This window comes from Pseudomonas sp. WPR_5_2 (assembly GCF_003634475.1).
Taxonomy (GTDB): domain Bacteria; phylum Pseudomonadota; class Gammaproteobacteria; order Pseudomonadales; family Pseudomonadaceae; genus Aquipseudomonas; species Aquipseudomonas izuensis.
Genome location: NZ_RBLA01000007.1, coordinates 242,614 through 268,471, shown reverse-complemented (window position 1 = coordinate 268,471; position 25,858 = coordinate 242,614). Strand labels below are relative to the sequence as shown.

General features: G+C 61.1%; 24 protein-coding genes. 10 read left to right on the top strand and 14 right to left on the bottom strand.

Annotated features, from left to right (window positions below; all coding sequences use genetic code 11):
• Positions 1–26: 26 nt before the first annotated feature.
• Complete coding sequence (locus tag BJ917_RS24985) at positions 27–1,802, bottom strand: cytochrome c biogenesis protein DipZ (protein ID WP_121105070.1); 1,776 nt, start codon at positions 1,800–1,802, stop codon at positions 27–29.
• 33 nt (positions 1,803–1,835) lie between these two features.
• A complete protein-coding gene (gene msrB, locus BJ917_RS24980; protein WP_121105137.1) occupies positions 1,836–2,348 on the bottom strand; it encodes a peptide-methionine (R)-S-oxide reductase MsrB in 513 nt (170 codons plus the stop codon).
• Between the two features lie 268 nt (positions 2,349–2,616).
• On the opposite strand from msrB, the gene BJ917_RS24975 reads away from it, so the two are divergent.
• Positions 2,617–3,336, top strand: a complete 720-nt coding sequence (locus tag BJ917_RS24975) for a response regulator transcription factor (protein WP_121105068.1) — start codon at positions 2,617–2,619, stop codon at positions 3,334–3,336.
• A complete protein-coding gene (locus tag BJ917_RS24970; protein ID WP_121105066.1) occupies positions 3,333–4,847 on the top strand; it encodes a HAMP domain-containing sensor histidine kinase in 1,515 nt (504 codons plus the stop codon). Before BJ917_RS24975 ends, BJ917_RS24970 begins: the two co-directional genes overlap by 4 nt.
• Before the next feature lie 253 nt (positions 4,848–5,100).
• Here the strand turns inward: BJ917_RS24970 and BJ917_RS24965 are convergent, their stop codons facing one another.
• From BJ917_RS24965 to BJ917_RS24950, 4 genes are all read right to left on the bottom strand, one after another.
• Complete coding sequence (locus BJ917_RS24965) at positions 5,101–5,856, bottom strand: class II aldolase/adducin family protein (protein WP_096513347.1); 756 nt, start codon at positions 5,854–5,856, stop codon at positions 5,101–5,103.
• Positions 5,853–6,800, bottom strand: coding sequence for a GTP-binding protein (locus tag BJ917_RS24960; RefSeq protein WP_121105064.1), 948 nt, complete (start codon positions 6,798–6,800; stop codon positions 5,853–5,855). Before BJ917_RS24960 ends, BJ917_RS24965 begins: the two co-directional genes overlap by 4 nt.
• Positions 6,800–8,545 (bottom strand): amidohydrolase, encoded by a 1,746-nt coding sequence (locus BJ917_RS24955; RefSeq protein WP_096513349.1) that lies wholly within the window; start codon positions 8,543–8,545, stop codon positions 6,800–6,802. Before BJ917_RS24955 ends, BJ917_RS24960 begins: the two co-directional genes overlap by 1 nt.
• A 79-nt stretch (positions 8,546–8,624) precedes the next feature.
• A complete protein-coding gene (locus tag BJ917_RS24950) occupies positions 8,625–10,226 on the bottom strand; it encodes a 5-guanidino-2-oxopentanoate decarboxylase (RefSeq protein ID WP_121105062.1) in 1,602 nt (533 codons plus the stop codon).
• Between the two features lie 152 nt (positions 10,227–10,378).
• Here BJ917_RS24950 and BJ917_RS24945 point away from each other — a divergent pair, with 152 nt between their 5' ends.
• The 8 genes from BJ917_RS24945 (at position 10,379) to BJ917_RS24905 (ending at position 18,850) form a co-directional block, all read left to right on the top strand.
• On the top strand, positions 10,379–11,284 hold the full coding sequence (locus BJ917_RS24945) for a LysR substrate-binding domain-containing protein (protein ID WP_121105060.1): 906 nt from the start codon (positions 10,379–10,381) through the stop codon (positions 11,282–11,284).
• A 294-nt stretch (positions 11,285–11,578) separates the two neighbouring features.
• Positions 11,579–12,670, top strand: coding sequence for an ABC transporter ATP-binding protein (locus BJ917_RS24935; RefSeq protein ID WP_096513352.1), 1,092 nt, complete (start codon positions 11,579–11,581; stop codon positions 12,668–12,670).
• 91 nt (positions 12,671–12,761) lie between these two features.
• Positions 12,762–13,874 (top strand): ABC transporter substrate-binding protein, encoded by a 1,113-nt coding sequence (locus BJ917_RS24930; protein ID WP_121105056.1) that lies wholly within the window; start codon positions 12,762–12,764, stop codon positions 13,872–13,874.
• Positions 13,875–13,884: 10 nt separating this feature from the next.
• Positions 13,885–14,757, top strand: coding sequence for an ABC transporter permease (locus BJ917_RS24925; RefSeq protein ID WP_096513354.1), 873 nt, complete (start codon positions 13,885–13,887; stop codon positions 14,755–14,757).
• Positions 14,758–14,764: 7 nt separating this feature from the next.
• On the top strand, positions 14,765–15,592 hold the full coding sequence (locus tag BJ917_RS24920; RefSeq protein WP_096513355.1) for an ABC transporter permease: 828 nt from the start codon (positions 14,765–14,767) through the stop codon (positions 15,590–15,592).
• 127 nt (positions 15,593–15,719) lie between these two features.
• The gene (locus tag BJ917_RS24915) at positions 15,720–16,220 is read left to right on the top strand and encodes a hypothetical protein (RefSeq protein WP_096513356.1); all 501 of its coding nucleotides are present in this window, start codon (positions 15,720–15,722) and stop codon (positions 16,218–16,220) included.
• Positions 16,221–16,372: 152 nt separating this feature from the next.
• Positions 16,373–17,077 (top strand): hypothetical protein, encoded by a 705-nt coding sequence (locus BJ917_RS24910; protein WP_096513357.1) that lies wholly within the window; start codon positions 16,373–16,375, stop codon positions 17,075–17,077.
• A 342-nt stretch (positions 17,078–17,419) separates the two neighbouring features.
• Positions 17,420–18,850, top strand: a complete 1,431-nt coding sequence (locus tag BJ917_RS24905; protein WP_121105054.1) for a PLP-dependent aminotransferase family protein — start codon at positions 17,420–17,422, stop codon at positions 18,848–18,850.
• A 110-nt stretch (positions 18,851–18,960) separates the two neighbouring features.
• Here BJ917_RS24905 and BJ917_RS24900 read toward each other — a convergent pair whose 3' ends face one another.
• The 8 genes from BJ917_RS24900 to BJ917_RS24865 all read right to left on the bottom strand — a co-directional run bounded on the left by BJ917_RS24900 (position 18,961) and on the right by BJ917_RS24865 (position 25,829).
• The gene (locus BJ917_RS24900; protein WP_121105052.1) at positions 18,961–19,761 is read right to left on the bottom strand and encodes an N-acyl homoserine lactonase family protein; all 801 of its coding nucleotides are present in this window, start codon (positions 19,759–19,761) and stop codon (positions 18,961–18,963) included.
• 14 nt (positions 19,762–19,775) lie between these two features.
• Complete coding sequence (locus tag BJ917_RS24895) at positions 19,776–20,735, bottom strand: diiron oxygenase (protein ID WP_121105050.1); 960 nt, start codon at positions 20,733–20,735, stop codon at positions 19,776–19,778.
• A 56-nt stretch (positions 20,736–20,791) separates the two neighbouring features.
• Positions 20,792–21,550, bottom strand: a complete 759-nt coding sequence (locus BJ917_RS24890) for a TauD/TfdA family dioxygenase (protein ID WP_121105048.1) — start codon at positions 21,548–21,550, stop codon at positions 20,792–20,794.
• Positions 21,551–21,571: 21 nt separating this feature from the next.
• Positions 21,572–22,444 (bottom strand): branched-chain amino acid aminotransferase, encoded by an 873-nt coding sequence (locus BJ917_RS24885; protein ID WP_121105046.1) that lies wholly within the window; start codon positions 22,442–22,444, stop codon positions 21,572–21,574.
• Between the two features lie 44 nt (positions 22,445–22,488).
• Positions 22,489–23,841 (bottom strand): KamA family radical SAM protein, encoded by a 1,353-nt coding sequence (locus BJ917_RS24880; RefSeq protein WP_121105044.1) that lies wholly within the window; start codon positions 23,839–23,841, stop codon positions 22,489–22,491.
• A 30-nt stretch (positions 23,842–23,871) separates the two neighbouring features.
• Positions 23,872–24,516: a glutathione transferase gene (gene yfcF / locus BJ917_RS24875; protein ID WP_121105042.1), complete on the bottom strand. Its 645-nt coding sequence runs from the start codon at positions 24,514–24,516 to the stop codon at positions 23,872–23,874.
• 279 nt (positions 24,517–24,795) lie between these two features.
• Positions 24,796–25,263, bottom strand: a complete 468-nt coding sequence (locus BJ917_RS24870; RefSeq protein WP_121105040.1) for a cupin domain-containing protein — start codon at positions 25,261–25,263, stop codon at positions 24,796–24,798.
• A gap of 71 nt (positions 25,264–25,334) precedes the next feature.
• Positions 25,335–25,829, bottom strand: coding sequence for a RidA family protein (locus BJ917_RS24865; protein ID WP_096513366.1), 495 nt, complete (start codon positions 25,827–25,829; stop codon positions 25,335–25,337).
• Between the last annotated feature and the right edge of the window lie 29 nt (positions 25,830–25,858).

Sequence of the window (25,858 nt, the reverse complement as noted above, 5' to 3'; positions counted from 1 at the left end):
GCACTCCTGAATGATTGAAGGGATGATCAGCCGAAGGTAAAGGCGTAGGCCGATGCACCCGGATCAAGAAATTCGATGCTGAAGGTCCGGTCCTGCACGCCGCCGTTCTGGCGCACCAGCTGATACAGGCGCTGGTCAGTCACCGTGCCACTGCCGTCGGGCGCCACGTCCATGCCGTGATCATTCCCGGGAGCCTTGCCGTCGATCAGCACCTTGAAGCGCACCGGTTTGCCGTCCGCGCCAGGGCCAAGCACCAGATGCAGATCGCGAGCGTGGAAGCGGTAGACGATGCGACTGGCCGACGCACTGGCCGTGGCCCGCTCCGAGCCGACGTGCCACTGCCCGCCAAGGCTCCAGTCGTTGAGGGCCAATTGCGCCGGCGGGCTGTAGGCCGCCACCTTGTCCGGCACCAATGCGGTTTCGGGTACAAAATGCTCGGCACGCTGATAGCCGACATAGGTTTCCGGCGATTGCACTTCATTGTTGTCCGGCGCCATTTGCACGCCTTCGGCCCTGGCGTTGATCAGGCCATCCGACACTTTGCCGGCACCGGCTTCGCGCAGCAGCTGCTGGATGACCCGCTCCGATTCGGCGTACTCGCCTTCGCCAAAGTGGTGATAACGAATGCGGCCCTGGGCGTCGGCAAAATAGTGCGCCGGCCAGTATTCGTTGTTGAATGCGCGCCAGATCTTGAACTCGTTATCGATAGCCACCGGGTAATTGATGCCCAGGTCTTTCATGGCCTTGGTGACGTTGTCGACATTGCGCTCGAAGGCAAACTCCGGCGCATGCACGCCGATCACTACCAGGCCCTGGTCGCGGTATTTCTCGGCCCAGGCTTTCACATAGGGCAGCGAACGCAGGCAGTTGATGCAGGAGTAGGTCCAGAAGTCCACCAGTACCACTTTGCCCTTCAGTGCCTGGGCATCGAGCGGTGGTGAGTTGAGCCATTGCACGGCACCCTCCAGCGGTGGAAGGTTGCCTTCGACTGGCAAGGTGCCTGGCGTTTTTTCGGCCACTTGTACCGCGCCTTCGGGCGACGGGTTTTGCGCCATCATCGCCGCACTATTGCGGGGCGATTTGCCGGCCAATTGCTCCACCAACGCCTGCTCGATGCCTCCGGTAGACGCCGTCGAAAATCGCGCCAGAACCCCGGTATCCAGCCCCAGGGCAATGGCTGCCACGCCGGCCAGCATTGCCGCGCCGAGGCCGCGACGCAACCACTCCCCGGCACCAATCGAACGCTTCATCGCGGCGAAGACCTTGCCGCCCAGCAGCAACGCCACCGCCAGCGAGGTCGCGGCACCAGCGGCATACGCCAGCAGTAACAACGTGGTCGCGATGCTGGCGCCTTGCAGCGCCGCGCCAGTCAACAGCAGGCCCAGAATCGGACCGGCGCAGGGTGCCCACAACAGCCCAGTGGCGACCCCGATCAAAAACGAAGCGCCGGGACGTGGCCGGGCATCGGCACCTGCTGCCTCGGACAAACGACTGCCCGCCGCGACCAGCGGTCGGGTCAGGCGCTCGGCCAATTGCGGCAACAGCAGCGTGAGACCGAACAGCGCCACGAATACCAGCGCCAGCCAGCGCCCGTACTGATTGAGTTGCACCACCCAGCCACCGCCCACCGCCGCCAGCGTGGCGACAAAAGCGAAGGTCAGTGCCATGCCCGCGAGCAACGGCAAGCCGCTCTTCACGAACGGCTGCCCGGTGCGGGCGAAGACAAAGGGCAGTACCGGCAAAATGCACGGGCTGACAATTGTCAGAACACCGCCGAGATAGGCGAGGACCAGAAGCCACATGGTGGTTACCTGCAAAAAAGTGAGTGAAAGGAATCAGACCGGCTGGAACTTCATCGCCAAGCCGTTCATGCAGTAGCGCAGCCCGGTCGGTTTCGGGCCGTCGTCGAAGACATGGCCCAGATGGCCGCCGCAGCGTCGGCAGTGCACTTCTTCACGTACCACACCGAAGGAACGGTCCTGGCGGGTGGCCACGGCCTTGTCCAGCGGCGCCCAGAAACTCGGCCAGCCGGTGCGGCTGTCGAACTTGGTCGCCGAGGAAAACAGCGGCAGGTCACAGCCGGCACAGGCGAACGTACCGTCCCGGTGCTCGTTGTTCAGCGGGCTGCTGTAGGCCCGCTCGGTGCCCTCTTCCCGGAGAATTTCATACTGCTCATCGCTGAGGATGGTGTGCCATTCGCTGTCGCTGTGGGTCACTTCGAAAACCTCCGTCGCGTCGGCATCGCTGATCAGCGCAGTCCTTGCGGCAAATTTTGGCAATACACCCATCGCCAGGGCTGCAACCCCCAGCCCGCCGCTCGCCCATAGAAATTGTCGTCTTGAGAACATGGTCATCTCCGAAGTCCTGAGGCCTTTCATGGAACTCAGCCTAAGCTTGGGGTGATCGCCAAATCCTCACGGGAAGTTAAACAATTCGTGATAACTCGACGCCTGAAAACACCGCACAATGCCTGTAGGAGCGAGCCTGCTCGCGATGGTCGTTAACGATGACGCGTGGCTACCGGACTGAACGCGGCGCTCTTGAGCTCATCGCGAGCAGGCTCGCTCCTACAGGTAAAGAGCTACAGCGCAATCGCAATAGCCAAAGGATGAGTGGATGGAACAGAACAAACGCGTCCTCGTGGTCGAGGACGACCTGCATATCGCCGACCTTATCTGCCTGCATCTGCGCGATGAGCAGTTCGAGGTGGTGCATTGCGCCGATGGCAACGAGGGCATGCGTCTGCTGCAGCAAGGAAGCTGGGATGCACTGATTCTCGACCTGATGCTGCCAGGCGTCGACGGCCTGGAAATCTGCCGGCGCGCCCGCGCCATGGCCCGCTATACCCCGATCATCATTACCAGTGCCCGCTCCAGCGAAGTGCACCGGATTCTCGGCCTCGAACTCGGCGCCGACGACTACCTGGCCAAACCGTTTTCCATGCTCGAACTGGTCGCCAGGGTCAAGGCGCTGCTGCGCCGGGTCGATGCCATGGCGCGCAACCTGAAGATGGACGCCGGCAGCCTGAACATCGATGGCCTGGCCATCGACCCGATCACCCGCGAAGTGGCCCTAGACGGTCGCCGCCTGGACCTCACACCAAGGGAGTTCGACCTGCTGTACTTTTTCGCGCGCCAGCCCGGCAAGGTGTTTTCGCGCATGGACCTGCTCAATGCCGTCTGGGGCTACAGCCACGAAGGCTATGAACACACGGTCAATACCCACATCAATCGCCTGCGCGCGAAAATCGAGACCGATCCGGCGCAACCGGTGCGCATCCTCACGGTCTGGGGCCGCGGCTACAAATTCGCCGCCAGCGAGGAGCCGCAACCATGAGGTTGACCCTCACACAACGCCTGTCGCTGGTATTCGCCGTGCTGCTGCTGGTGTGCTGCGGCACCTCGGCGTGGATGCAGGTGCGCTCCAACCAGATGCATGAACAGGAAGTGGTGCAGGGGCTGTCGCGGGATCTGGCGCAACACATCGCCCGCGACACGGTGCTGATGGACACCCAGGGCCTGATGCCCAATGCAGTGCGTGACCTGTTCAGCCAACTGATGCTGGTCAACCCCAGTGTCGAGGTGTACCTGCTGGACACCGAGGGCAAGATCGTCGGCAGCGCCGCGCCCGAGGGGCGCATACGTCGGGAACAGGTCGACCTGGCACCGGTCCGGCGCCTGCTCAAGGGCGATGCCTTGCCGATTCTCGGCGACGATCCGCGCAGTGTCGATGCGCGCAAGGTGTTCAGCGCCGCACCGCTGAAGGTCGATGGCAAGCCGGCCGGTTATCTCTACGTGGTCCTGCTCGGGGAAGACCATGACCGCATCGCCGAACGCGGCGCCACCAGCGCCGCGCTCAATACCGCCCTGCTATCAATCGGCCTGGTGGCGCTGCTGTGCCTGATTGCCGGTCTCACGGCGTTTGCCCTGATCACCCGGCCGTTGCGACGCCTGACCGACACCGTCAGCCACTTCGACATTGACGGCGTCCCGGTCGCGCCAGCGGCCACCACACTGGTGGAAAAAGCCGCCAGCCACGATGAAATCGCCATCCTCGATGCCACGTTCCGGCAGATGCAGGTGCGCCTCGGCGAGCAGTGGCGTTCGTTGACCCGTCAGGACCAGGAACGCCGCGAGCTGGTGGCGAATATTTCCCACGACCTGCGCACGCCGCTGGCGTCCTTGCACGGTTATCTGGAAACCCTGTCGCTCAAGGACGCCACGCTGTCCCCCGCCGACCGCCGCCGCTACCTGGGCATCGCGCTGGATCAAAGCCGCAAGGTCGGTGGGCTGGCGCAGTCGTTGCTGGAACTGGTTCGCCTGGAACACGGCTTCGTGCAACCGGTGCTGGAGCGATTTTCCCTGACCGACCTGGCCCAGGACATTTTCCAGAAATTCGAACTCACCGCCGAAGCGCGGCAGGTCGAACTCAAGGCCACGTTCGCGCCCAACGTATCGGCGGCCTGTGCTGATTTGGGGTTGATCGAGCGGGTGCTGACCAATTTATTCGACAACGCCCTGCGCCATACCCCGCCAGGTGGAGAGGTGGAACTGCGCCTGCGGCCCCAGGGATCGTTTATCGAAGTGACCGTCAGCGACACCGGCCCCGGCATCGCCCCCGAACTGCGCGAAGGGCTGTTCCTGCGCCCGTTCAACATTGGCGGCGCGCGGCGTGATGGCGGGTTGGGACTAAGGATTGTGCACCGCATTTTGCAATTGCATGGTCGCGAGATTCAGTTGATCGACGTGCCTGGGCGGGGGGCGACTTTCCGTTTCTCGCTGGCGGTGGATGAAGCCACGGCTTCGGCACTGGCCGAGCGCTCGATGAACCTCAATACACCGGGGTAGGCCTGAAAGACCGTGGCGCGCCCATCGCGAGCAGGCTCACTCCCACAATGGAATGCATTTCAACTGTGGGAGCGAGCCTGCTCGCGAAGAGGCCGGCAGCCTCAACATCAGCACTGCCTGACACACCGCCATCGCGGGCAAGCCTTGCTCCCACAGGGAATCAGTGTCGGGCATGAATCTGTACAACGACACAATCCCTATGGGAGCAACGCTTGCCCGCGGTGGCATCAGCCCTTACAACACAGGGCCCGGATCAGTCCCGATACCCCGGTGCCACCCGCTCCAGCATCCTCAACAGCGCCGCCCAGGCCAACTGCATCGCATCCGGATCACTGAGTTCCCCGTCATCCAGCGGCCGCCCCGGATCATTGAACTGCCGCTCCGTGTGTTCACACACCTCGGCAGGCGGCAGCACCAGCTCTCCGGCGGCTTGCGCGGCCAGCTGAATGTCGCAAGCCTTTTCCAGGTAGTACATGCGCATGAACGCCTGGCTCACCGTCTCGCCCACCGTCAGCAAGCCATGGTTACGCAACATCAAAACAGGCTTGTCGCCGAGGTCCTGCACCAACCGTTGTTGCTCGCCCATGTCCAGCGCCACGCCTTCGTAGTCGTGGTAAGCGACCCGTCCATAGAACTCCATGGAAATCTGATTCACTGGTAACAACCCGCACTTCAACGCAGCCACCGCGCAGCCGGATTTGGTGTGGGTGTGCAATACGCATTGCGCGTCTTCCCGGGCGCCGTGGATCGCGCTGTGAATCACGAACCCCGCTGGATTGACGGGATAAGGTGACGGCTCGACCGCCTGCCCCTTCAAGTCGATCTTCACCAGATTCGATGCGGTAATCTCGTCGAACATCAGCCCATAAGGGTTGATCAGGAAGTGATGCTCCGGCCCCGGCAGGCGCACCGAGATATGGGTGAAGATGAGGTCGGTCATGCGAAAGTGCGCAACCAGTCGATAACAGGCCGCCAGCTCTTCACGTAACCGTTGTTCGGTCGGGTTCATGTCCTCGCGCCCCCAGTCACACAGGCATCCAACCCACGCCCCAATGCATCCCATCCCTCAAAACCACGGCGAGCGATAAACACTAACCGCGTCGCACTGGCCTGCGCCTCATCGGTTGCCGGGGAGAACTGACTGCGGGTGCCGACGTGTTGCAACCAGTGGGCCTTGTTGCCTTGAGCCAGGACCACCAGCCCCTTGACCCGAAACACATCGCTGGGCAGCGCCTGCAACCAGCCTCGCAACCCCTCGACATCCAGCGCCGCAGTGCTCTGCCACAGCCAACTGCTGAACATCTCGCTGTGATCGTCCAGCGACACCCGCGTCAACGGTTTCACCGCCTGATGTTCAAGCTCCAGCTCCGTGTCCAGCCACAGCGCATCGGGCAACTCGGCCTGCACACTTTCGTGCACCCGGGTCCTCAACCCCAATGCCTCGCGCAGCGCCCGCAATTGTTGCTCGTCAACCAGATCGGTCTTGTTCAACAACAGCAGATCGGCAGCGGCCACCTGCGCCCGAGCCAGTCGCGCATACTCGCCTTCCAGTTGCAGATGACGGGTGGCGTCGACCACGGTGATGACCATGTCCAGCTGCATATGGCTGCGCAATTGCGGGTAGGCCAGGGTTTGCACGATGCGCTGCGGATCGGACACGCCGCTGCACTCGATAACGATGCGCTCCAGCCGCGGCTGCAACTGCGCCAGGCTGCCGAGCTGCGCCAGCAGGTCTTCCTGCACCGTGCAGCAGATGCAGCCGTTTTGCAGGCTGTACACCGCATCGGTGACTTCGGAAACGATGGCGGCATCGATGTTCAGCTCGCCGAAATCGTTGACGATCACCGCCAGCCGACTGCCTTCGGCGCGGCGCACCATGCGATTGAGCAAGGTTGTTTTGCCGGCACCGAGAAATCCGGATACCACGGTGACTGCGATGCGTTGTGTGTCCATTACGCCTTGCCCTCCAGCACCGGCGGTTCACCCTGCCAGACTGCTTTCAACCCTGCCGACGCCAGTGTCGAATGGCGGTCGTAAACCAGTTGCCCTTCAACGAACGTCAGCAGCACTTGGGTCTGATGGATGTAATTGCGCGCAGGTTCGGCGAACAGGTCGCGGTCGATCACGATCAGGTCCGCCGACTTGCCGACTTCCAGGCTGCCCGTGGATTTTTCCAGGCCCATGGCCACGGCACCGTTGCGGGTGACCACGTTCAGTGCCTGTTCGAGGCTGATCGGCTCGCCGAAGCACGCCGGGTCGTCGTTCCAGGGGTTCTGGCGGGTGACCATGGTTTCCAGCGCCAGCCACGGGTCGATGGACGCCACCGGCCAGTCGGTGCCCATGACAGCAGTACCGCCCGCTTCCAGCACGCCTTTGAAGTCGTAGATGCGCTTGAGTCGCTCCTGGCCATAGCCCGAACGCGCGCCGCTGGCGAACGGCGTCGGATACCAGGCGGCCGGGGAAAATTCGGCGATGACGTTCAATTCCTTGAAGCGCGGCAGGTTGCCCGGATGCAGCAAGGTGCTGTGCGCACACTGGTGGCGCACGCCACTGAAACCGTTGCGACGACGGGCCTCGGCCACGGCATCGAGGAACACGTCGGACGCGCCATCACCGGTGCAGTGGGCGATCACGCGGATGCCCTTGCGGTCCATGTCCACCACCATGTCGGTGATGTGCTCGGGGGTCAGGTTGAGCTTGCCGCGCCAGCTCGACTCCTGCGGCCATGGGGTCAGCAGGTACGAAGACTTCGGCTCGACCGTGCCGTCGAAGTGGAATTTCACCGCGTTGGCACTCAGCCGTGCACTGCGGTAGTAGTGACGTTCACCTGCCAACAGTTCCCAGCGACGACGCACCGGAAAGATATCGTCCTGCCAACTGATCGCGGCTTCGATCCGTACCGTCAGTTCGCCGCTGTCGTCGAGTTCCTTCAAGGCTTGCAAGCGCTGTTCACACACGTGCACGTACTTGCTCGCCGTGACGCCGCGCGAACTCTGGAAGTGCACGCCATCGCGATAGGCGCGACGCAACACGCTGACCGGAGTTGGCGGCATCGCGGCGTGAATCATCGCGTAGGCGCCGTCGATCATCAGGCCGGTGGGCTCGCCGGTCAGTTCGTCACGTTCGAAATACCCGTTGCGCGGGTCGGACGTGTGGCGATCGATGCCGGCCAGTTCAAGGGCCTTGGAGTTGACCATCATGGTGCCCCACATGCGGTCGAGCAGTGCCACGGGGCGGTCCGGCATGACGCTGTCGAGCCACGCCCGGCCCGGGGTCAGGCCGGCTTCGCGGAAGGTGTAGCGCACCCAGTACTGACCGTAGATCCAGCCGTCGCCCGGATGGCTGTCGGCGTAGGCGAGGATGCTTGCGCGCAGTTGCTCCGGGGTCGGGTCTTCAATACCCACGTCCAGGTCGTCGCTGTAGCGCGGCGCCAGGGCCAGGTCGGGATGGGTGTGCATGTCGTGCAGGCCCGGCATGCAGAACGCGCCCTGTAAGTCATGCACCCGGGTGTTCGGTCCCTTGAATACCTCAAGCTCGCCGAGGCTGGCGACACCGATCAACTTGCCGTCGCGGATCGCCACGGCCTCGGCCCAGGGGTTCGCCGGATCCTGGGTGTAGATGCGACCGTTGCCGAGGATCAGATCGGCATGGGTTCCTTGTGTGGAATGGGTCGAGGAAAAGTTGTCGGACTCAGCCATGTAAGCCACCTTGAGTTCAGGGCAGTAGAAAGGTCCCTCGCGCTTTGCGCAGCTGGAGGACCTGAAAATTTTTGTTGTTCTATTCGAGGAAATCCGCGGCATCCAGCTCGATCATCACCGGCTCGCCACCGCTGCCGAGTCGGCCAAGCAACTCGCGCAGGCTGTCCAGATCGCGCGCCCGGTGATGGGCCACGTGGCAACTTTGCGCCAGGGCAGCGAAGTCCGGCGTAAGGATGTCCACCCCCAGCAACGGCACCGACCGGGCGTTCATGTAATCGCGGATTTCGGCGTAGCTGGCGTTGTTCCACAACAGCAGGATCACACCGGCGCCCGCCTCTTTGGCGGCGATCAGTTCGGCGCTGGAAAACTGCAGGCCACCGTCCCCTACCAACGCCACCACCGGACGCTGCGGACGGGCCAGTTTGGCACCGATGGCAGCGGGCAACCCGTAACCCAGGGTTCCGTAGCCACTGCCGGCGTTGAACCAACTGTTGGGTGTTGGCGCGCGATAACCCAGGGCGCCCTGGTACACCGGTTGAGTCGAGTCGCCGACGATCAGCGGCTGCGGCAAGGCGTCGCGAACCGTGTCGAGCAGCGCCTGAAGGCGCCCTTGCTTCGCGTTCCAGCCGGCGTGTTCCAGCGCGTTTACCCGCGTCACCCGCTCACTCGCCCAGGCAGGATCGGCCTGACGTTGTGGCAGTCGCGCCAGCAATGCACGCAAACCGTGTTCGGCATCACCCAGCAAACCGACCCGGGCCGGTTGGGCGCCCAGCACTTGCATCGGATCAATGTCGAGACGGATCAAGGGCGCCTTGAACGCCAAGGGACCAAGGCCAAAAAAGTCGTAGTCGGTTTCACCCAGTTCGGTGCCGATGGCCAGCACCACGTCCGCCTCGGCGAACAGTTCGCGACCATGAGCTGACGACTGCACGCCATCGAGCAGCAAGGGATGGTCCGGCGCCAGCAAGCCTCGGGCGTTGGTGGTCAGTGCGACGGGGGCCTGCAAGCGTTCGGCAAGCAATGTGAGGGCTTCGGCACAGCGACGGGTGCCGCCACCGGCGAGGATCAAGGGACGTTGCGCGGCATGGATCAGGGCCAGCGCCGCTTCAATGGCCTCTGGCGCCGGGGCCGGTGCAGCCGGCAACGGGCGAGGACTTAAGTCCAGGCCGTCTGCGGACATTTCCAGCACGTCCAGCGGAATCTCGATATGCACCGGTCGTGGCCGGGTGCAGCCAAACAAGGCAAAGGCCCGCGCCAGCACTTCCGGCAACTGGTCCGGGTGCTGCACGGTGTGGCTGAAGGCACACACCCCGGCGACCAGCGCACGCTGATCGGGCAGTTCATGCAGGTGACCATGGCCCAGACGCAAGTGTTCGCGCCGGTTGCAGGTGGAGATCACCAGCATCGGCACCGAATCCGCGTAGGCCTGCCCCATCGCAGTGATGATATTGGTCATGCCGGGGCCGGTGATGATGAAGCACACCCCGGGCTTGCCACTGGCACGGGCATAACCGTCGGCCATGAACCCGGCACCCTGTTCGTGACGCGGGCTGACGTGCGTCAGGCGGCTGCCGTGCAGGCCACGATAAAGCTCGACGGTGTGCACGCCGGGAATGCCGAAGACGTGTTCAACGCCATAGCTTTCGAGCAACTGAACGAGCGCCTGGGCACAACGGGTCATGCAGCACCTCTTTGAAGATGGGCCGGACCGACCCGATGACAAGTCAGGTTAGTATTGTTGAATCAACCGATACAACAATCGATTTTTTTTGGCCTGACTGTTCGATTTACGTCACCATACGCCTTCACATTCACCCCACAGCGGAATGATTTATGCGCTTTCCCTCGATGACAGCCCTTCGCGCGCTGGACGCGGTTGCCCGCTTGGGCAGCGTGTCGGTCGCCGCCCGTGAACTGAACCTGACTCGCAGCGCCATCAGCCACCAGATCAGCAAGCTTGAGGAATGTGTCGGCTTCGCCCTCACCGAGCGCATCGGCCGGGGGATCGGCCTGACGTATCAAGGCGAACGCTATGCGCGCGAGGTGCATGGGATTTTGTTGGACCTGCTCGACGCCGGGCAGCTCATTGACGACCAGGAAATCTCCGGTCGCCTGTGCGTCAGTTGCGCGCCGGGGTTCGCCACCTATTGGTTGTGCCACCACATCGGCGCGTTCTTGCGTCAGTACCCGCAGGTGCAGTTGCAGCTGATTTCCCCCCGCACGCCGGACGACATCAACAACCCCGGCGTGGATCTGTTCATCGCCTACGGGATTGGCGACTGGCCAGAAATGAGGGTTGAAGAGATCGTCGCGCTGCGCTTCTTTCCGGTGTGCAGCCCGCGCTTGATCAATGCGTTGAGCGGCTTGAAGAGCCCGCAGGAACTCAGTCACTTCCCGCTGCTGCACATGACCGACTATTCGGACTGGCGTGTCTGGCTGACCGCGGCCGGCGCCTCGGGGGTCAACGCGGCGAGCGGAATATTGTTCTCCGATGCGCACTGCGCGCAATCCGCCTGCATTGCCGGCCAGGGCATCGCCATTGGCGACAACCTGATCAGCGGCGATGCCTTGTCCAAGGGTTTGCTGGTGCGCCCGTTCGACATCAGCATCGACCTGCACCGCGGCTATTACCTGGCGGCAGACCCGCAGAAGGCCGAGCGCGCGGTGGTCCAGGCGTTCAGTAACTGGGTCAAGACCCAGCTGCAATCGTCGCACCAGACCTGGCAGGACCCCCTCTGACACTCACAGCATCCCCTGTGGGAGCGAGCCTGCTCGCGAAAGGGCCCTTACATTCAACATTGATGTCGTCTGAAAAATTGCTTTCGCGAGCAGGCTCGCTCCCACAGGTTCACGGCTTCCCCACAGGTCGCGTTGGTTTAATGAAGGCGGGAGATTGAGTAATAAAACTAACCAATACGAGCAAAATAATTCCATTGATGTAGCGATATTTTTAACAATAATGAGCCCAAAGCCCATGTCGGATTTACATCCGTCCTCGTACGTCATGTGGGCAATAAAAAGAGGAACCTCATTGTGTCCAGCCGTTCAGCGATTCAGCTCAGCGCACAAGGTATCAGCCAGTATTACGGTCGTTTCGCAGCGCTGGATAACGTCGATCTCGACGTTCGCCAAGGCGAATTCCTTACCTTGCTGGGCCCTTCCGGTTCGGGCAAAACCACCTTGCTGATGATCCTGGCCGGCTTCCTCAGCCCGACCGCGGGCAAACTGATGGAACAAGGCGTCGACATCATCCGGCGCCCAGCCGAGAAGCGGAATTTCGGCATGGTGTTCCAGGGCTATGCGCTGTTCCCGCACATGAGCGTGGAGGACAACGTGGCCTATCCGCTGCGCATCAGAAAAGTCGCAGCCGAAGAACGCCAGCGCCGGGTCAAGCGCATTCTGGAAGTGGTCGGCCTTGGTGCACACATGCACAAAAAGCCCGCCGAACTGTCCGGTGGCCAGCAACAGCGTGTGGCGATTGCCCGGGCGCTGGTGTTCGAACCGGAACTGCTGTTGCTGGATGAACCGCTGTCGGCACTGGACAAGAACCTGCGCGAACAACTGCAAACCGAGTTGCAACGCATCCACCGTCAGGTCGGCACCAGCTTCGTGTTCGTCACCCACGACCAGAACGAAGCCCTGGCGCTGTCGTCGCGCATCGCGATTTTCAACCATGGCAAGCTGACCCAGGTCGACACCCCGGAAAACATCTACAACCGCCCCGAGAGCCGTTTCGTCGCCGAGTTCCTCGGCAAGATGAACCTGTTCCCGCTGGCCGACTTGTCCCGCAATGGTCCGACCGCCAGCGGGCGCTGCGGCACCAGCGTTCTGCACGCCCTCGCCCCCGCGCCCTTGGGCAGGGAGCCTATTGTGCTGGCCGTGCGTCCCGAGCACATGGAATTGCACAGCGAATGCCCGACCCGCGACGGCTACAACGTGATGCCCGCGCAACTCACCGACAAGGTCTACCAGGGTTCAAGCACCCATCTGGCGCTCAAGGTCGGTGGCGATACCCTGCCGATCAACCTGTCCGTGCCCGGCAATCACCCGGGCGCCCTGATGCCCGGCGGCGCCCCCGTGTGGCTGAGCTGGCCGGTGCAGCAGAGCTTCCTGCTGCCGGCCTGAAGCCGCAAGAACTTGCCTGAAATAGCGCTCTTCCCCTGACAACAATAAAGGCTGGTGTCCGTCGCGACACCCGCAGAACGAGGACTTGCCCATGCGCCAGAATCACCAACAAGACTGCATTGAAGTGCTGATCGAAAAGGCCCGTGACGGTCAGATCAACCGTCGCACCTTCATCCAGGCCATGGGCCTGCTGGCCGCGGTACCACTGGCGCTGCGCAGTGGCATCAGTTGGTCGGCCGACAAGCCGCTGGTGGTGGTCAACTGGGGTGGCGATGCCCTGAATGCCTTCCGCTCGGCCTGGACCGACACCTTTACCAAGAACACCGGCATTCAAGTGCGCATCGACGGCGCCGGCCCCACCGAAGGCGCGATCCGCTCGCAACTGGCCAGCGGTCAACCGAGCTGGGACGTGGTCGATGTCGAGAGCTACAGCGCCCTCGTGCTGGGCCGCGAAAAGATCCTGCAACCACTGGACTACAACGTTATCAAGCGCGATCAGGTGGCCCCGGCGCTCGCCTCGGACTTCGGTATCGCCAGCTATCAATTCAGCTACGTGATGGCCTGGGACAGCGCCAAATTCGGCGACAACGGACCCAAGACCTGGGCCGATTTCTGGGACGTGAAGAAATTCCCCGGCAAGCGCACGTTGTACAAATGGATGAACGGGATGCTCGAAGCGGCGTTGCTGGCCGACGGTGTTCCGGCCGATCAGCTCTACCCGCTGGACGTACCGCGGGCGATGAAGAAGATCGACGAGATCAAACCCCACGTGTTGTCGTTCTGGAGCTCGGGCGCCGAGAGCCAGCAACTGATGGTCGATGGCGAAGTCTCGGTGGGGGCGATCTGGCATACCCGCGCCAAGCTGCTCAGCGAAGACACCGACAACCGCGTGCGCTGGAGTTTCGACAATGGCTTCATCAACTCCAGCAGCTGGGCCGTGTTGCAAGGCAACCCGGCGGGCACGCAACCGGCCATGCAGTTCATCCAGAATGCGTTTGCGCCTGAAGGCCAGCTCAAACTGTTCGAACTGCTGGGCAACGGGCCGTCGAACAGCGCCACCGAAAAACTGATGTCGGGCAAGCAGCTGGAAGCCAACTGCGCCTCCGAAGCGAACCTGAAAAAACAGATCGCCCTCAATGCCCAGTGGTACGCCGACAACTACTCCAAGGCCCTCGAAGAGTATCTGACGCGGTTGTCCAAGTGAGCCATCGACCATGACGACGACCCTGACCACTACCCTTAGCGCCCCCAAGCCCCGCTTCAGCTCGCCGGGCCTGGAGCGTGGCTTGCTGCTGTTCCCGCTGCCCGTGTTGCTGCTGATTTTCTATGTGTTGCCGTTTCTCGGTGTGGTCGGCTGGAGTTTCTCGCTGCCGACGCCGGGCATCGAACAGTACCAGCGCATCGCCACCGACCCCGCGATCCACGAAATGCTCTGGCGCACCTTGCGCCTGTGCATGACGGTCAGCTGCCTGGCCTTGGTGATCGGTTACTTGCTGGCTTACTGCTGGGTGTTCAGCCCGCCGTTCTGGCAGCGGGTGGTGGAGATCTGCATCTTCATTCCCTTCTGGATTTCCGTGCTGGTCCGGGCCTTCGGCTGGCTGATCGCCCTGCGCAGCAACGGCGTGCTCAACAATGGCCTGATGGGCATGGGCCTGATCGATCAACCGCTGCAACTGAGCCGCAATGAAATCGGCGTGGTTATCGGCATGCTCCACGTGATGATCCCGTACGCGGTGTTCCCGCTGCTGTCGACCATGCGTCAACTGGATCAACGGGTGCTCATGGCCTCGCGCGGCCTGGGCGCCGGTGCCTTGCGCACCTTCTGGCAAGTGCTGCTGCCGCAGACCCTGCCGGGCATGCTGGGGGCGTTCATCATGGTGTTCGTGTTCTGCCTGGGCTTCTTCATCACCCCGGTGCTGTTGGGCGGCGGGCAAACGGTGATGATCGCTGAGTATGTGTTCCTGCAAATGTTCCAGACCAGCAACTGGGGCCTGGGCGCGGCACTGAGCGTGGTGTTGCTGGCCCTGGTCAGCGCGTTGATCTGGGTGCTGCTGAAAATGACCCGCGTGAACCGACTGGTAGGCTGAGATAACTATGAACACTCATCGCACTAGCCTGAGCACCCGGCTGCTGGCCGTGGTCGCCATGGCCTTCATGCTGTTCCCGCTGCTGACGGTCATTCCGGTGTCGTTCACCAGCAAGCGGTTCCTTTCGATGCCGGAGGGCAACTGGTCGCTGCGTCACTACGAAGCGCTGGTCAGCAATCCTGACTGGTTCCACGCCATCAGCCAGAGCCTGACCATCGCCTTCGCCACCAGCGTGATCGCTACCTTGCTGGCGGCCAGCTTCAGCCTCGGCATCTGGTACATGCGTTCGAAACTGGCCACGGCGCTGATCGGCCTGGTGTTGTTGCCGATGGCGATTCCGCCGGTGATTTCCGCGCTGGTCCTGTACTTCATGGAAACCAAGCTCGGCCGATTCGCTCCGGGCATGGGTTATGACACCCTTCCCGGCGTGGTGATTGCCCATGTGATCATGGTCGTCCCTTACGGCGTGGTGACCATGCTGGTCGCCCTCAGCCAGATTGACCGACGCATCGAACTGGCCTCGCGCAACCTCGGCGCCAGCCTGATGCAGACCACCTTCATGGTGATCCTGCCGAACCTGAAACTGGGCCTGGCCTCCACTGCACTATTGGGCTTTGCCCTGTCGTGGGAAGAGGTCGCGGTGACGCTGTTCATCACCAGCGTCGACGTCGACACACTGCCCAAACGCATCTGGAGCGGCCTGCGCGATAACGTCGATCCGAGCGTTGCGGCCATTTCGGTGCTGCTGATCACCCTGACCCTGATGGTGCTGATCGGGCGGCTGGTGGTTCAGCACCTGGCGGACAAACGGGCGCAGAAGCTGTTGCCCCCCTAAACGCGCTATCTCGCGACCGAATGGAAAATGCCCCGTGTTTGTTACAAACACGGGGCATTTTTTTGCGGCGGTTCTCAGTGAAATGGGTAAAATCCGGACACACATTGTTGGCAAAGGATACTGCCTGATGATCAATACCCTGCAAAACACACCGTTATGGGTGTACGCGGTTTTTCTGTTGCTCTGTTACCTGGGCATCAAAGCCCTCTTCCCGACCCGCGAAAGCAAAATCTCGTTGATGCTCACCCCGCCGATTCTGCTGGTCTGGTCGTTGTATTCGCTGGATTTGACGGACCATCCACTGCTGACCTTGGGCTATTGGGTAACCGCTGTGATCGTGGCGAGTGTCGCGGCACAGGTGATCTTTTCACGCCAGGGCGTTGTGCTGGACGAACGGGGATCCGGGTTGATATTGCGGGGAACAGCCAAGACCCTGGCGCTCTACCTGCTGTTTTTTTTCATCAACTATTACTTTGCCTATCAGGCCGAAGTGCATCCGCAATACTCGGCGACGCTGCCGATGGTTTTGCTCAAGGCGTGTGCATCAGGCTTTGCCAGCGGCCTGTTTTGTGGACGGGCGATCAGGTTTTATCAGGTGTTCCGATTCCTCAAGGCCGCGCCTTTGTAGGAGCTGGCTTGCCAGCTCCTACCCCACAAGGATTTTGCCCATCCGCCCGTTGGACCGTGACAATGCCGTCCCGGTCCAATAGATTAGTCGGCCTGAAAAGGCCCCCGTGCTTTCTCGCCTCAATTCAAGTTTAAAGAAGTAGTGAAATTTCAATGTCCGATTCCAACACCGCTGAATCCGTAGTCACCTTGTCGTCCAAAGCGGAATACGAAAACTCCATCAATCTTTCACAGCACGTGCCACAGGCCAAAACCATCAGCGAGATGGTGCTGGACGCTTTCCAGTCGAGCCGCGAAAGCGACCAGATCCGCGAACTGCGCACCGCGATCCGCCAGGCACATGACAGCTTCGACGACGACAAAGCCTATGAACTGATGGGCCAGCTCAAGCAGCTCAAGGATGCCGAGGCTGCCGACATTGCCGCCCTGGAAGACTTGAGCAGCAAGTTCCCGATCAGCCGCATTCTCTCCAGCTTCAAGGACGACCCGGCGTTTCAGGAAATCGTCTACGGTCTGGCATTGAAGGTACTGAACCAGACGCATCAGGCGATCAGCAACCCGAGCGGCGGCAAGAGCAAGGCTGCGCGGGTCAAGAAAGAAGCCGAAGTGTTCACCATCAGCAAGGACGGCATGAGCGTCACCCTGCCGCTGCGCACGCCGCGCTCGCGCCTGAACGTCGACCGCGAAGCCCTGGAATTCCTTGGCTTCACTTTTGTTGGCGAAGGCGAAGAAGCCGAGCTGCAAAGCGAGACCTTCCTGGACAACACCGGCGCCGAACAAGCCGCCAACCGCAAGAACATCATCACCGCCCTGCAACAGCAGACCGCGTTCGACGGCTACAGCATCGCCGCGCAGTAACCGTGAAACCCTGTGGCGAGTGAGCTTGCTCGCGCTGGGCTGCGCAGCGGCCCCAAAAATCTGACAGCAATTGCAGATTTTGGTGAGTGCTCTGCACTCAAGCGGGAGCAAGCTCCCTCGCCACAGGTACCTCACAGCCTCACTTAAGAGCCCCGCCCCCGAGCGGGGCTTTTTATTGCCCGTGATTCGGGCAAATCCGCGATTACTCTTCCAGTATCGACGCCAGAAACATCCTTCCCTTAACCCTTCAGCACCACGGGTCCGCCTGCTCTGATGAAGGTCGTGGAGCGTCAACCTCACTTTCCAGCCAGAGACCTCAGTGGTGCGACTGCTGAGGTCATCATGAACACGACTCCTTTATACCGTCAGTTGGCGAACCACTACCTGGACGCCATTCGCAGCGGCACCCTGAAAACCGGTGAACGCTTCCCTTCGATTCGCCTGATGATGGAGAAACACGCTGTCAGCCTGTCGACCGCTGTGCAGATATGCCGGGAACTTGAAGACTATGGTGTGCTGGAAGCGCGACCACGCTCCGGCAACTACATTCGCCAACCCGACACGCCGGCCAGACCGGCACCGCTCGCCCTGCCCCCGCCGCTGGATGCCGAGGCCTATGTGGGCATCCACCAACAGGTGTCATCGGTGCTCAAGGCCAGTCAGCGGGCGACGATCAAGGTCAACTTCGCCAGCGCCTACTGCGCGCCGCAGCTTTATCCGCTCAAGACCCTGCAGGACAACATGCTCAGGACGTTGCGCCAGGACCCGCATTTGCTCGATACCACGGGCTCGACCTGCGGCCACATCGCGCTGCGCAACATCCTGGCGCGCCGGGCGTTGACGACCAAAACCCACCTCACCGCCGAGCGCATCGTGATCACCAACGGCGCGACCGAAGCGATCAATCTGGCGTTGCGCGCGGTGACCCGTCCAGGCGATACCGTGGCGGTGGAGTCGCCGACCTTCTACGGTTTGCTGCAGATTCTCGAAAGCCTCAACCTGCGGGTACTGGAAGTCCCGGCCTCGCCCCACAGCGGGATCAATCTGCTGGCCCTCGAACAATTGTTGCTAGGCCCCGAGCGGATCAAGGCGTTGATCGTCATTCCCAACCTGCACAACCCGTTGGGCAGCATCATGCCCGACGCCAACAAGGCGCGACTGGTACAACTGTGCGCCGGGCACGACACCGTGCTGATCGAGGACGACACCTATGGCGATCTGGTGGAAACCGAACACCCCTTGTCCACACTCAAGCACTGGGACCGCACCGATAGCCTGATCTATTGCGCTTCATTGAACAAAACCCTGGCACCGGGCGTGCGCCTGGGCTGGATCAGCGCCGGCAAATGGCACGAGCGCGTCGAGATGCTCAAGCACACCCAGTCCCATGGTTGCGAAGCCCTGTCGCAACTGGCGGTCAGTGCCTACATGGGGACACCGTCCTACGAACGCTACCTGCGTCGTTTGCGCAAAACCCTGACGCTACAGCGCCAGCACATGAGCGAGGCAATCCAGCGTTACTTTCCCCAAGGCACGAGCGTGACCAACCCACGAGGCGGGACATTGCTGTGGGTAGAATTGCCCCGTGAATATTCGTCCATGGCGTTGTTTCACGAGGCCCTGAAGGTCGGCATCCTGATTTCCCCTGGGGATATCTTTTCCAATGCCAGGCGTTTCGGTCACTTTGTGCGGATAGGGTGCGGCGCGCCGTATTCGCCTCGTATCGACGAGGCCCTGCGAACCCTTGGCCAAATGCTCAAAAGGCCGAGCTGACATATACCCTGTGGGAGCGAGCCTGCTCGCGAAGGCGATGTATCAGGCACATGAATATTGAATGTGCTGGCGTCTTCGCGAGCAGGCTCGCTCCCACAGGGGGGAACTGGTCAACTTGGGTTCTGGTGCAGGCAGATGATATGCGGATCATCATTCCAGTGCGGGAAGCGCTCGGCGATCAATGGATCGTGGCCCGGGATGACGTGGTCTTCGCTATCGGCCAGACGGTCGATTTCGCTGAAGGCTTCAAGGGTTTGTGCCAGGTCATCGAGGATCGGAAACGGGCTGCGCTGACGGATGTTGACCCACAGGTGCGCGGCATCCGACGCCAACACGATCCAGCCACGCCCGGTGTTCACCCGCACCACCTGGCTGCCGGGCGTATGCCCGCCCACCGCATGCACAGTGACACCGGGCAGCACTTGGGCCATGCCACTGTGCAAGCGCATGCGCCCTTCGAACAGAGGCGGCAGCGCCGACATCACGTCCTCGACCTCGTAGGTTTTGTTCACCGTGCGATGGGCCATTTTCGGCCCGGTGCAGAAGCGCAGCTCCGCTTCCTGCAAATGCACCGTGGCATTGGGAAACAGCCCCAGGTTGCCGGCATGGTCCCAGTGCAAATGAGTGAGAATCAGCTGCTCGACCTGTGCCGGATCGATGTCCAGTTGCCGCAGGGATTCTTCTGGCAGGCGATACATCTGACGATTGCGCCGGTCCGCCGTGGCCGGTTGAAAACAGGTGTCGACCACGATCACTTGCTGCTCGTTACGGATCACCCAGAAGTAGTAATCCAGCGGCATCGGCGCATTCGGATCACCGCAGCAGGCGTCGTAGAGAAAGTTCTCCCTGGCGGTGCGCTGGGCATTGGCGCCGACACGGATGGCGAACACTTCGTACACGGGAACAGACATGCACACCTCCTGATTCAGGCCGCCGCAGTGGCTTTCAAGGTCGGGCGAAAATCGAAATCGATCTGATCGCTGATGCCCAGGTCCTGCGCCAATTTATGCAGGCCACTGTAGTCGCGCATGATCGTCGCGTTCTTATTGCTCTCGCGGGTGTCGGCAATGATCGACTCGGCCTCATCAACCCCGAGCTGGGTCAGAATTGCCTCCCACATCGAGTAGTCCTGGGCGACAAACGCACTCAGCGCTACCGACAAGGTGCGTGCGAAAAATTCCCGCTGCACGGGCTGCATGTTGGCGTACATGACCTTGGCGACTTCGGCGAGCACCTTGCTGTGGGCGTATTCGTCGCGGTTATGCATTTCAGCCACGCGGCGGTTTTGCGGCTGGATGCTCTGGTCATCCGCCAACAGATCCAGGTAAGCGTTGACGCTGATCTCGGCCACCACCGCAAAGGTGATTGCCGCCAGGTCTTTCTGCCATTGCTCGGCCAGCGTTTCTCGCAAGGCCAGCAGCCGCAGATAGGTGACTGACGGCGGCAAGTCCAGATCCTGATCGAGCGCGCGCTCCAGTTTGGTCCGCTCGATGGCCCGCAGGTGCATGAGCGTGTGGTAGTGCTCGTCGATCAAGGTCTGCTGCATGGCCTCGCGAAAATGCCAGTCATCCTTGCCCAGGTATTGATTGGCAATGACGCTCAGCGCCGGGTTCACCACGTGCTCCTCGGCGGTCACGGTGCGCAGGTTGTAGCCGATCCAGCCCCAGGTCACCACGCTGCTCTTGAGCGTCTCGCTCAAGGCCTGGAATTTCGGGTGGTGAAAAAACGGCACCATGCGCTCCGGGTAGTCCGGGCGCGACGGGTCGAACACTTCGTCGACCGACATCTTCTCCGGCGAGCACACCGTGGCACGCCGGGTCCAGGCCTGATTGAGCCGCACGATCAGTTGATGATCGACCTTGGCGATCTCGATTGCTGTTTGCATGACGCGATACCTGTAGGACGCGTACCCGCTCACGGGTACGCCGATGGAATGAGAGTTCAGGCCAGCCAGTAGCGGGTCAGGTGGCGCGCCGGGTCAGTGTATCGGCTGCGGGCGTGGATCATGCGCCAGTTGTCCCAAATCAGCAGGCAGCCGTCGGGAATCAGCACCGGAACATTGTGCTCGACGAAATACGCTTCGCCGAGCACGGCAAATCTGGCCAGCGGCGAGTCGTTGTTGGCGACCAGGGACTGCTGCAAGGCTTCCTTGGACGGGTTCACATCGCCGTAGTGAAACTGGTTGTAACTGAAGCGGAAAATGTCGCCGTCCTCTGTAGGCGTCAGGATGTATTCCTTGACCCGAGTCTGCGCAGGTTCGCCGGGTTTGGCGGTGGCGACGAACTCCACCGGGGTATCATCCAGCCATTCGCGCAACTCAGGCTCGGTGCGCTCCAGCGACTTCAGAAACTCATAGCCATCCACCAAGCCAGTGTGCCCGCCACCGCAGGTTGCCTGCCGATGGCAATGCAATGCCAGGTAACGTGGCGGCGGGCCATACACCGGCGCTTCGGTGTGCGGGCCGATGCCGTTCATGCTCTGGGAGTACGGCAGGTCTTCGTAGCCTGGTTTGCGGGTGATGGCGAAAGCCGTCTGCCCGTTGAACTGCGGAATGACCCGACCGAACTCGTGCAGGGTGCCAACAACGTCGTGGGCAAACTCCCCCGACGTCAGCACCGTCCAGCCACGGCTCGACAATTCCTCATGGCGATGGCCCAGCGAAACATAAGGTTTGGACGCAACAATCCCTTGATCTGACATGGTGAGGTTCCTGGCTGTTTATCAGGCGTTGACGGTTGAGGTGTAAGCGGCAATCAATTCGCGGCAAGCGGTGCCCGGTCGGTAGTGCTGTTCATCGATGCTCTGCACGGGAGTGATTTCGGCGGCGGTGCCGGTCAGAAAACACTCGTCGAAGTCGCCCAGTTGCGTAGGCAAAATCGTCGTCTCGATCACCTGGTAATCCAGGGCCCTGGCCAGTTCGATGACGGTCTGACGGGTAATGCCGTCGAGGAAACAATCCGGCACCGGCGTGTACAAGGTCCGACCTTTGGCGAAGAACACGTTGGCGCTGGTGGCTTCAGCGACCTGGCCGCGCCAGTCGAGCATCAGTGCATCGTGATAGCCGTTGTTTTCCGCGTCGTGCTTGCTCAGCGTGGCGATCTGATAATGCCCCGACGCCTTGGCTTCGAAGGGGCTGCTGCTCGGTGGCGGACGGCGCCAGGTTGCCGTCTTCAGGCGAATGCCGGCCATGCGTGCCGCCGGGTCGAAATAGCTCGGCCATTGCCAACAGGCGATCGCCACATGCACGCGGTTGAAACGTGCCGAGGTGGAAATCATCTCGCTGCCACGCCAGGCCACCGGCCGCAGATAACCCTCGACCACCTGGTTGCGTTGCAGCAATTGGTGGCTGGCCGCTTCCAGTTCGGCGGGTTCGAACGGGATGGCAAAATCCATCAGCTGCGCCGAGCGATACAGCCGCTCGGTGTGCTCGCGCAGCTTGAAGACCTTGCCGTTGTACACGCGCTCCCCTTCATACACCGTGCTCGCGTAATGCAAGCCGTGGCTCAGCACATGCAGGCGCGCCTGGGACCATTCGACGAACTCGCCGTCGAACCAGATCCATCCTTCGCGTTGATCAAACGGGATACCGCTCATGTCCTTGTCTCCCCAGTATTCAAGCGCTTTATGCAAGAACGGTCCTACGCCGTTTGCAGCAGCACCGGTATCAATTCCGGCTTAGGTGCCAGCAACAACTCAGGCTCGTTCTGAAAGAAAAATGCTCGCTCGCCAAACGCCGGGCGCAACTCGTCGAACCAGGTCGCCTGTGGATCGAAGCGCGCATAGAAGGTACGCAAGACCCACTGCGGGTCCCGGGCCTGGAGGAACTGCAGCACGAAGACTTTTTCCCCGGCGACGGTCTCGATGCCGTTGATCAACACCTTGCCGTAGAAGGTGCTCATGGAGGGCCCGCGTACCGTGCGCGCCAACCCGGACACCGTGCGATACGCCGCCTGAAAGATCTCGAACGCCCGCGCCAGCGGCATCGCGAAGTAATGGCTGGGGCCGGTATCGCGCTCGACGAACATGTAATACGGCACCGCCCCGAGCCGTACGCCTTCGGTCCACAGTTCGGCCCAATCGGCGGGGTTTTCGTTGATGTGGCGGATCACCGGTGCCTGCATACGCAGCGTCGCGCCGGTGGAGCGAATGCGTTCGACGGCTTGCCGGGCGATGTCCTGGCAGATCTCCACCGGGTGGTTGTAGTGGCCCATGATCGACAGGTTTTTCCCGGCCGCGACGATCCGCCGAAACAGATCGAGCAACTCGGGCGCGTCCTTGTCGCTGACAAACCGCTGCGGCCAATACGCCACGGACTTGGTGCCGATGCGGATGCTTTTCAGATGCGGCAGTTCCAGCAACGGCTCGATGTATCCGGCCAGCGAACGGGTGTTCATGATCAGCGGATCGCCCCCAGTGATCAGCACATCGGTCACTTGCGTGTGCACCCGCAGGTAACTCACTAGCGCCTGGGATTCCCGTGCGTTGAACTTGAGTTCCTCCTCACCGATGAACTGTGCCCAGCGGAAACAGAAGGTGCAGTACGCATGACAGGTCTGACCGGCACCGGGAAAAAACAGCACGGTCTCGCGGTATTTGTGCTGAATGCCCGGTAGGACTTTTCCGTCGAGGGTGGCGTTGTTGTGTGTCAGCTGCCCGGCCGGATGGGGGTTCATGCGCAGCCAGATCGTCTCGATCCGCCGCTTGATGGCAACGGCGTCATCCTGCTCGATCAATTGCCTGAGGGACGCATATTCGTCCGGCAGCAACATATCCTTGTGGGGAAAGGTCATGCGGAAAATCGGATCGTCCGGAATGTTGTTCCAGTCGATCAGCGTCCCCAGTACATATTCGTTGGTGCGAAACGGCATGACCCGCGCCACGACGGTCATGGCTTCCTGCAAGGCCGGCGTCAGCTTGTGCCAGTACGGCGTGTCGCGGATGGTGCGTGAGTTATAGGGTTTGTATCTTTCCTGCTCCGACATTCCCTGCATGGCAGCGCTCCTGGTGTTGGCTGGCAGTTGTCACTGGATAGCTGGCGCTACGCGCTCTATGTCCATCCATGCCCGAACGCTGTCGCGATCCCACTGGCGGTGCACATAGGCCACGAGTCGCGCAGGCACCGGATCACCATTGGCGACCAGTCGGTTGAGCATGATTGCCAGGTCGGTGTCGGCGATGCTCCAGTCACCGAACAGATGCTCGGCACCCTCTTGCAGCAAGCGGTCCGCCACGAAGAACAAACGGTCGACCGCGGCACGGGCTTCGTCGGAGAGCGGGTTGTCTTTCTTGCCGAAGTACACCAGGTCAAACGGGCGCTCTTTACGCACCACCAACAGATCGCTGCGCAACCAGGCCTGAAGCTGACGGGCACGGGCGCGCTGCCTGATGTCTTGGGGGAGCAGCTTTTTGGACCCTGGTGATAGTTCATCCAGGTATTCGGCGATGGCGGAAGATTCCGACAGGGCAAAACCTTCATAAACTAACGTTGGAATTTTATTGGTCAGGGAAAGATCATGATAAGTCGCTTTATAATTCTCCCGTGTTTTCAAATCCACCGTGACCAACTCGAATGAAAGTTGCTTTTCTTTCAATGCCACAAATGCCGACATCGCAAAAGCACTGACAAAATCCGCGCCAACATACAATTGCAGTTTCGTACTTTCCATAGAACGCTCCCTTGCACTAACCACATGAATCCGTTGCATTGGAAGCGATCGTATTAAGTTGAATAAACGCTGAACAGATACAGAAATTATCTGTTTCTACGGATACAGAAAGTTGATGACGCAGGGAAATCTGCGCCCCTGTAGGAGCGAGCTCGGCTCCGGGCGGCGTTCCGACGATGGTCGCCAACGATAACGCGGGAAGCCTGACAGCCCGCGGCGTCTTCGATTTCATCGCGAGCAGAGCTCGCTCCTACAGGGGTGGGGGAAATTTGGGGAGGGTCAGCCCGTGGCGGTTGCCAGGTTGGAGAGCATCGCCATTTGCGGCATGTTGCTCATGTTCAGCATGGCCAGCGGCTCCGTGGCACTGGTGTTGACGAAGCCATGCCGGGTCCAGGCCGGCACCAGCAACACGTCGCCTGGGCCGACGTTCACGGCATCGGCATCGCCCAGGGTCAATGCGCCGATGCCGGACTGAATGATGAACAGGTGCCACCAGGAATGAGCATGGCCGATGAGCTCCGCGCCGGGTATCAACCATTGCATGGACACTGCCATTCCCGGCGTCAACCTGCACCCTTCGAGGCTGTTGTCGTGGGCCAGCGCGACAATATCGACCTCACTTTGCGCAAGGCTCTGGCGCATGTCGGCAAGTTCACCTTGTTTCCACACCCGCGCACTGACAGGCGGGGGCTGCAAACTCTCGCGAAAATCCTTATAAGAAAAAAACTCACCTTTAGTATTATTCATCCGCGAATCCTGACTTACCGGCGATTTAAGTAAGCAGACACTAGATAAACAATAACCCCCTGTAAAGCCACTTACAGAACCGAAGGCCGCAACGCCGCGATCATATCAACTTCCACGGCAGCATTTTTCGGTAACTGATAAACACCCACGGTGGTTCTTGTATGTTTCCCGGCATCGCCCAACACATGACTGAAGACATCCGAGGCACCGTTGGCCACTTCACTGAGATCGACAAAGTCTGCCGTGGATTTCACGTAGACCGTGACCCGGATCAGCGATTTGATTTTATCCAGTGAGCCAATGGCATCGACCATCAGTGCCAGGCCGCGCATCGCGCTGATGCTGGCCGCCGCTTGCGCATCCGCCAGGCTGAGGTCGAGCCCGACCCGACCGGGGTAGTGAATCTTGCCGTTCATGCGCGGCACCATGCCGCTGATATACAGTTCGTCGTGATGGCGAATCAGGGGGGCGTAATGACCGCCAGCGGTGTTCTCGCCGTAGATGTCATAACCGAATTCCCTGGCCAGGGCGATGAAGCGTTCATCACAGGTCATGTGTTCAATCATTTTCCAAATCCTCTTGATCAATACTGCAA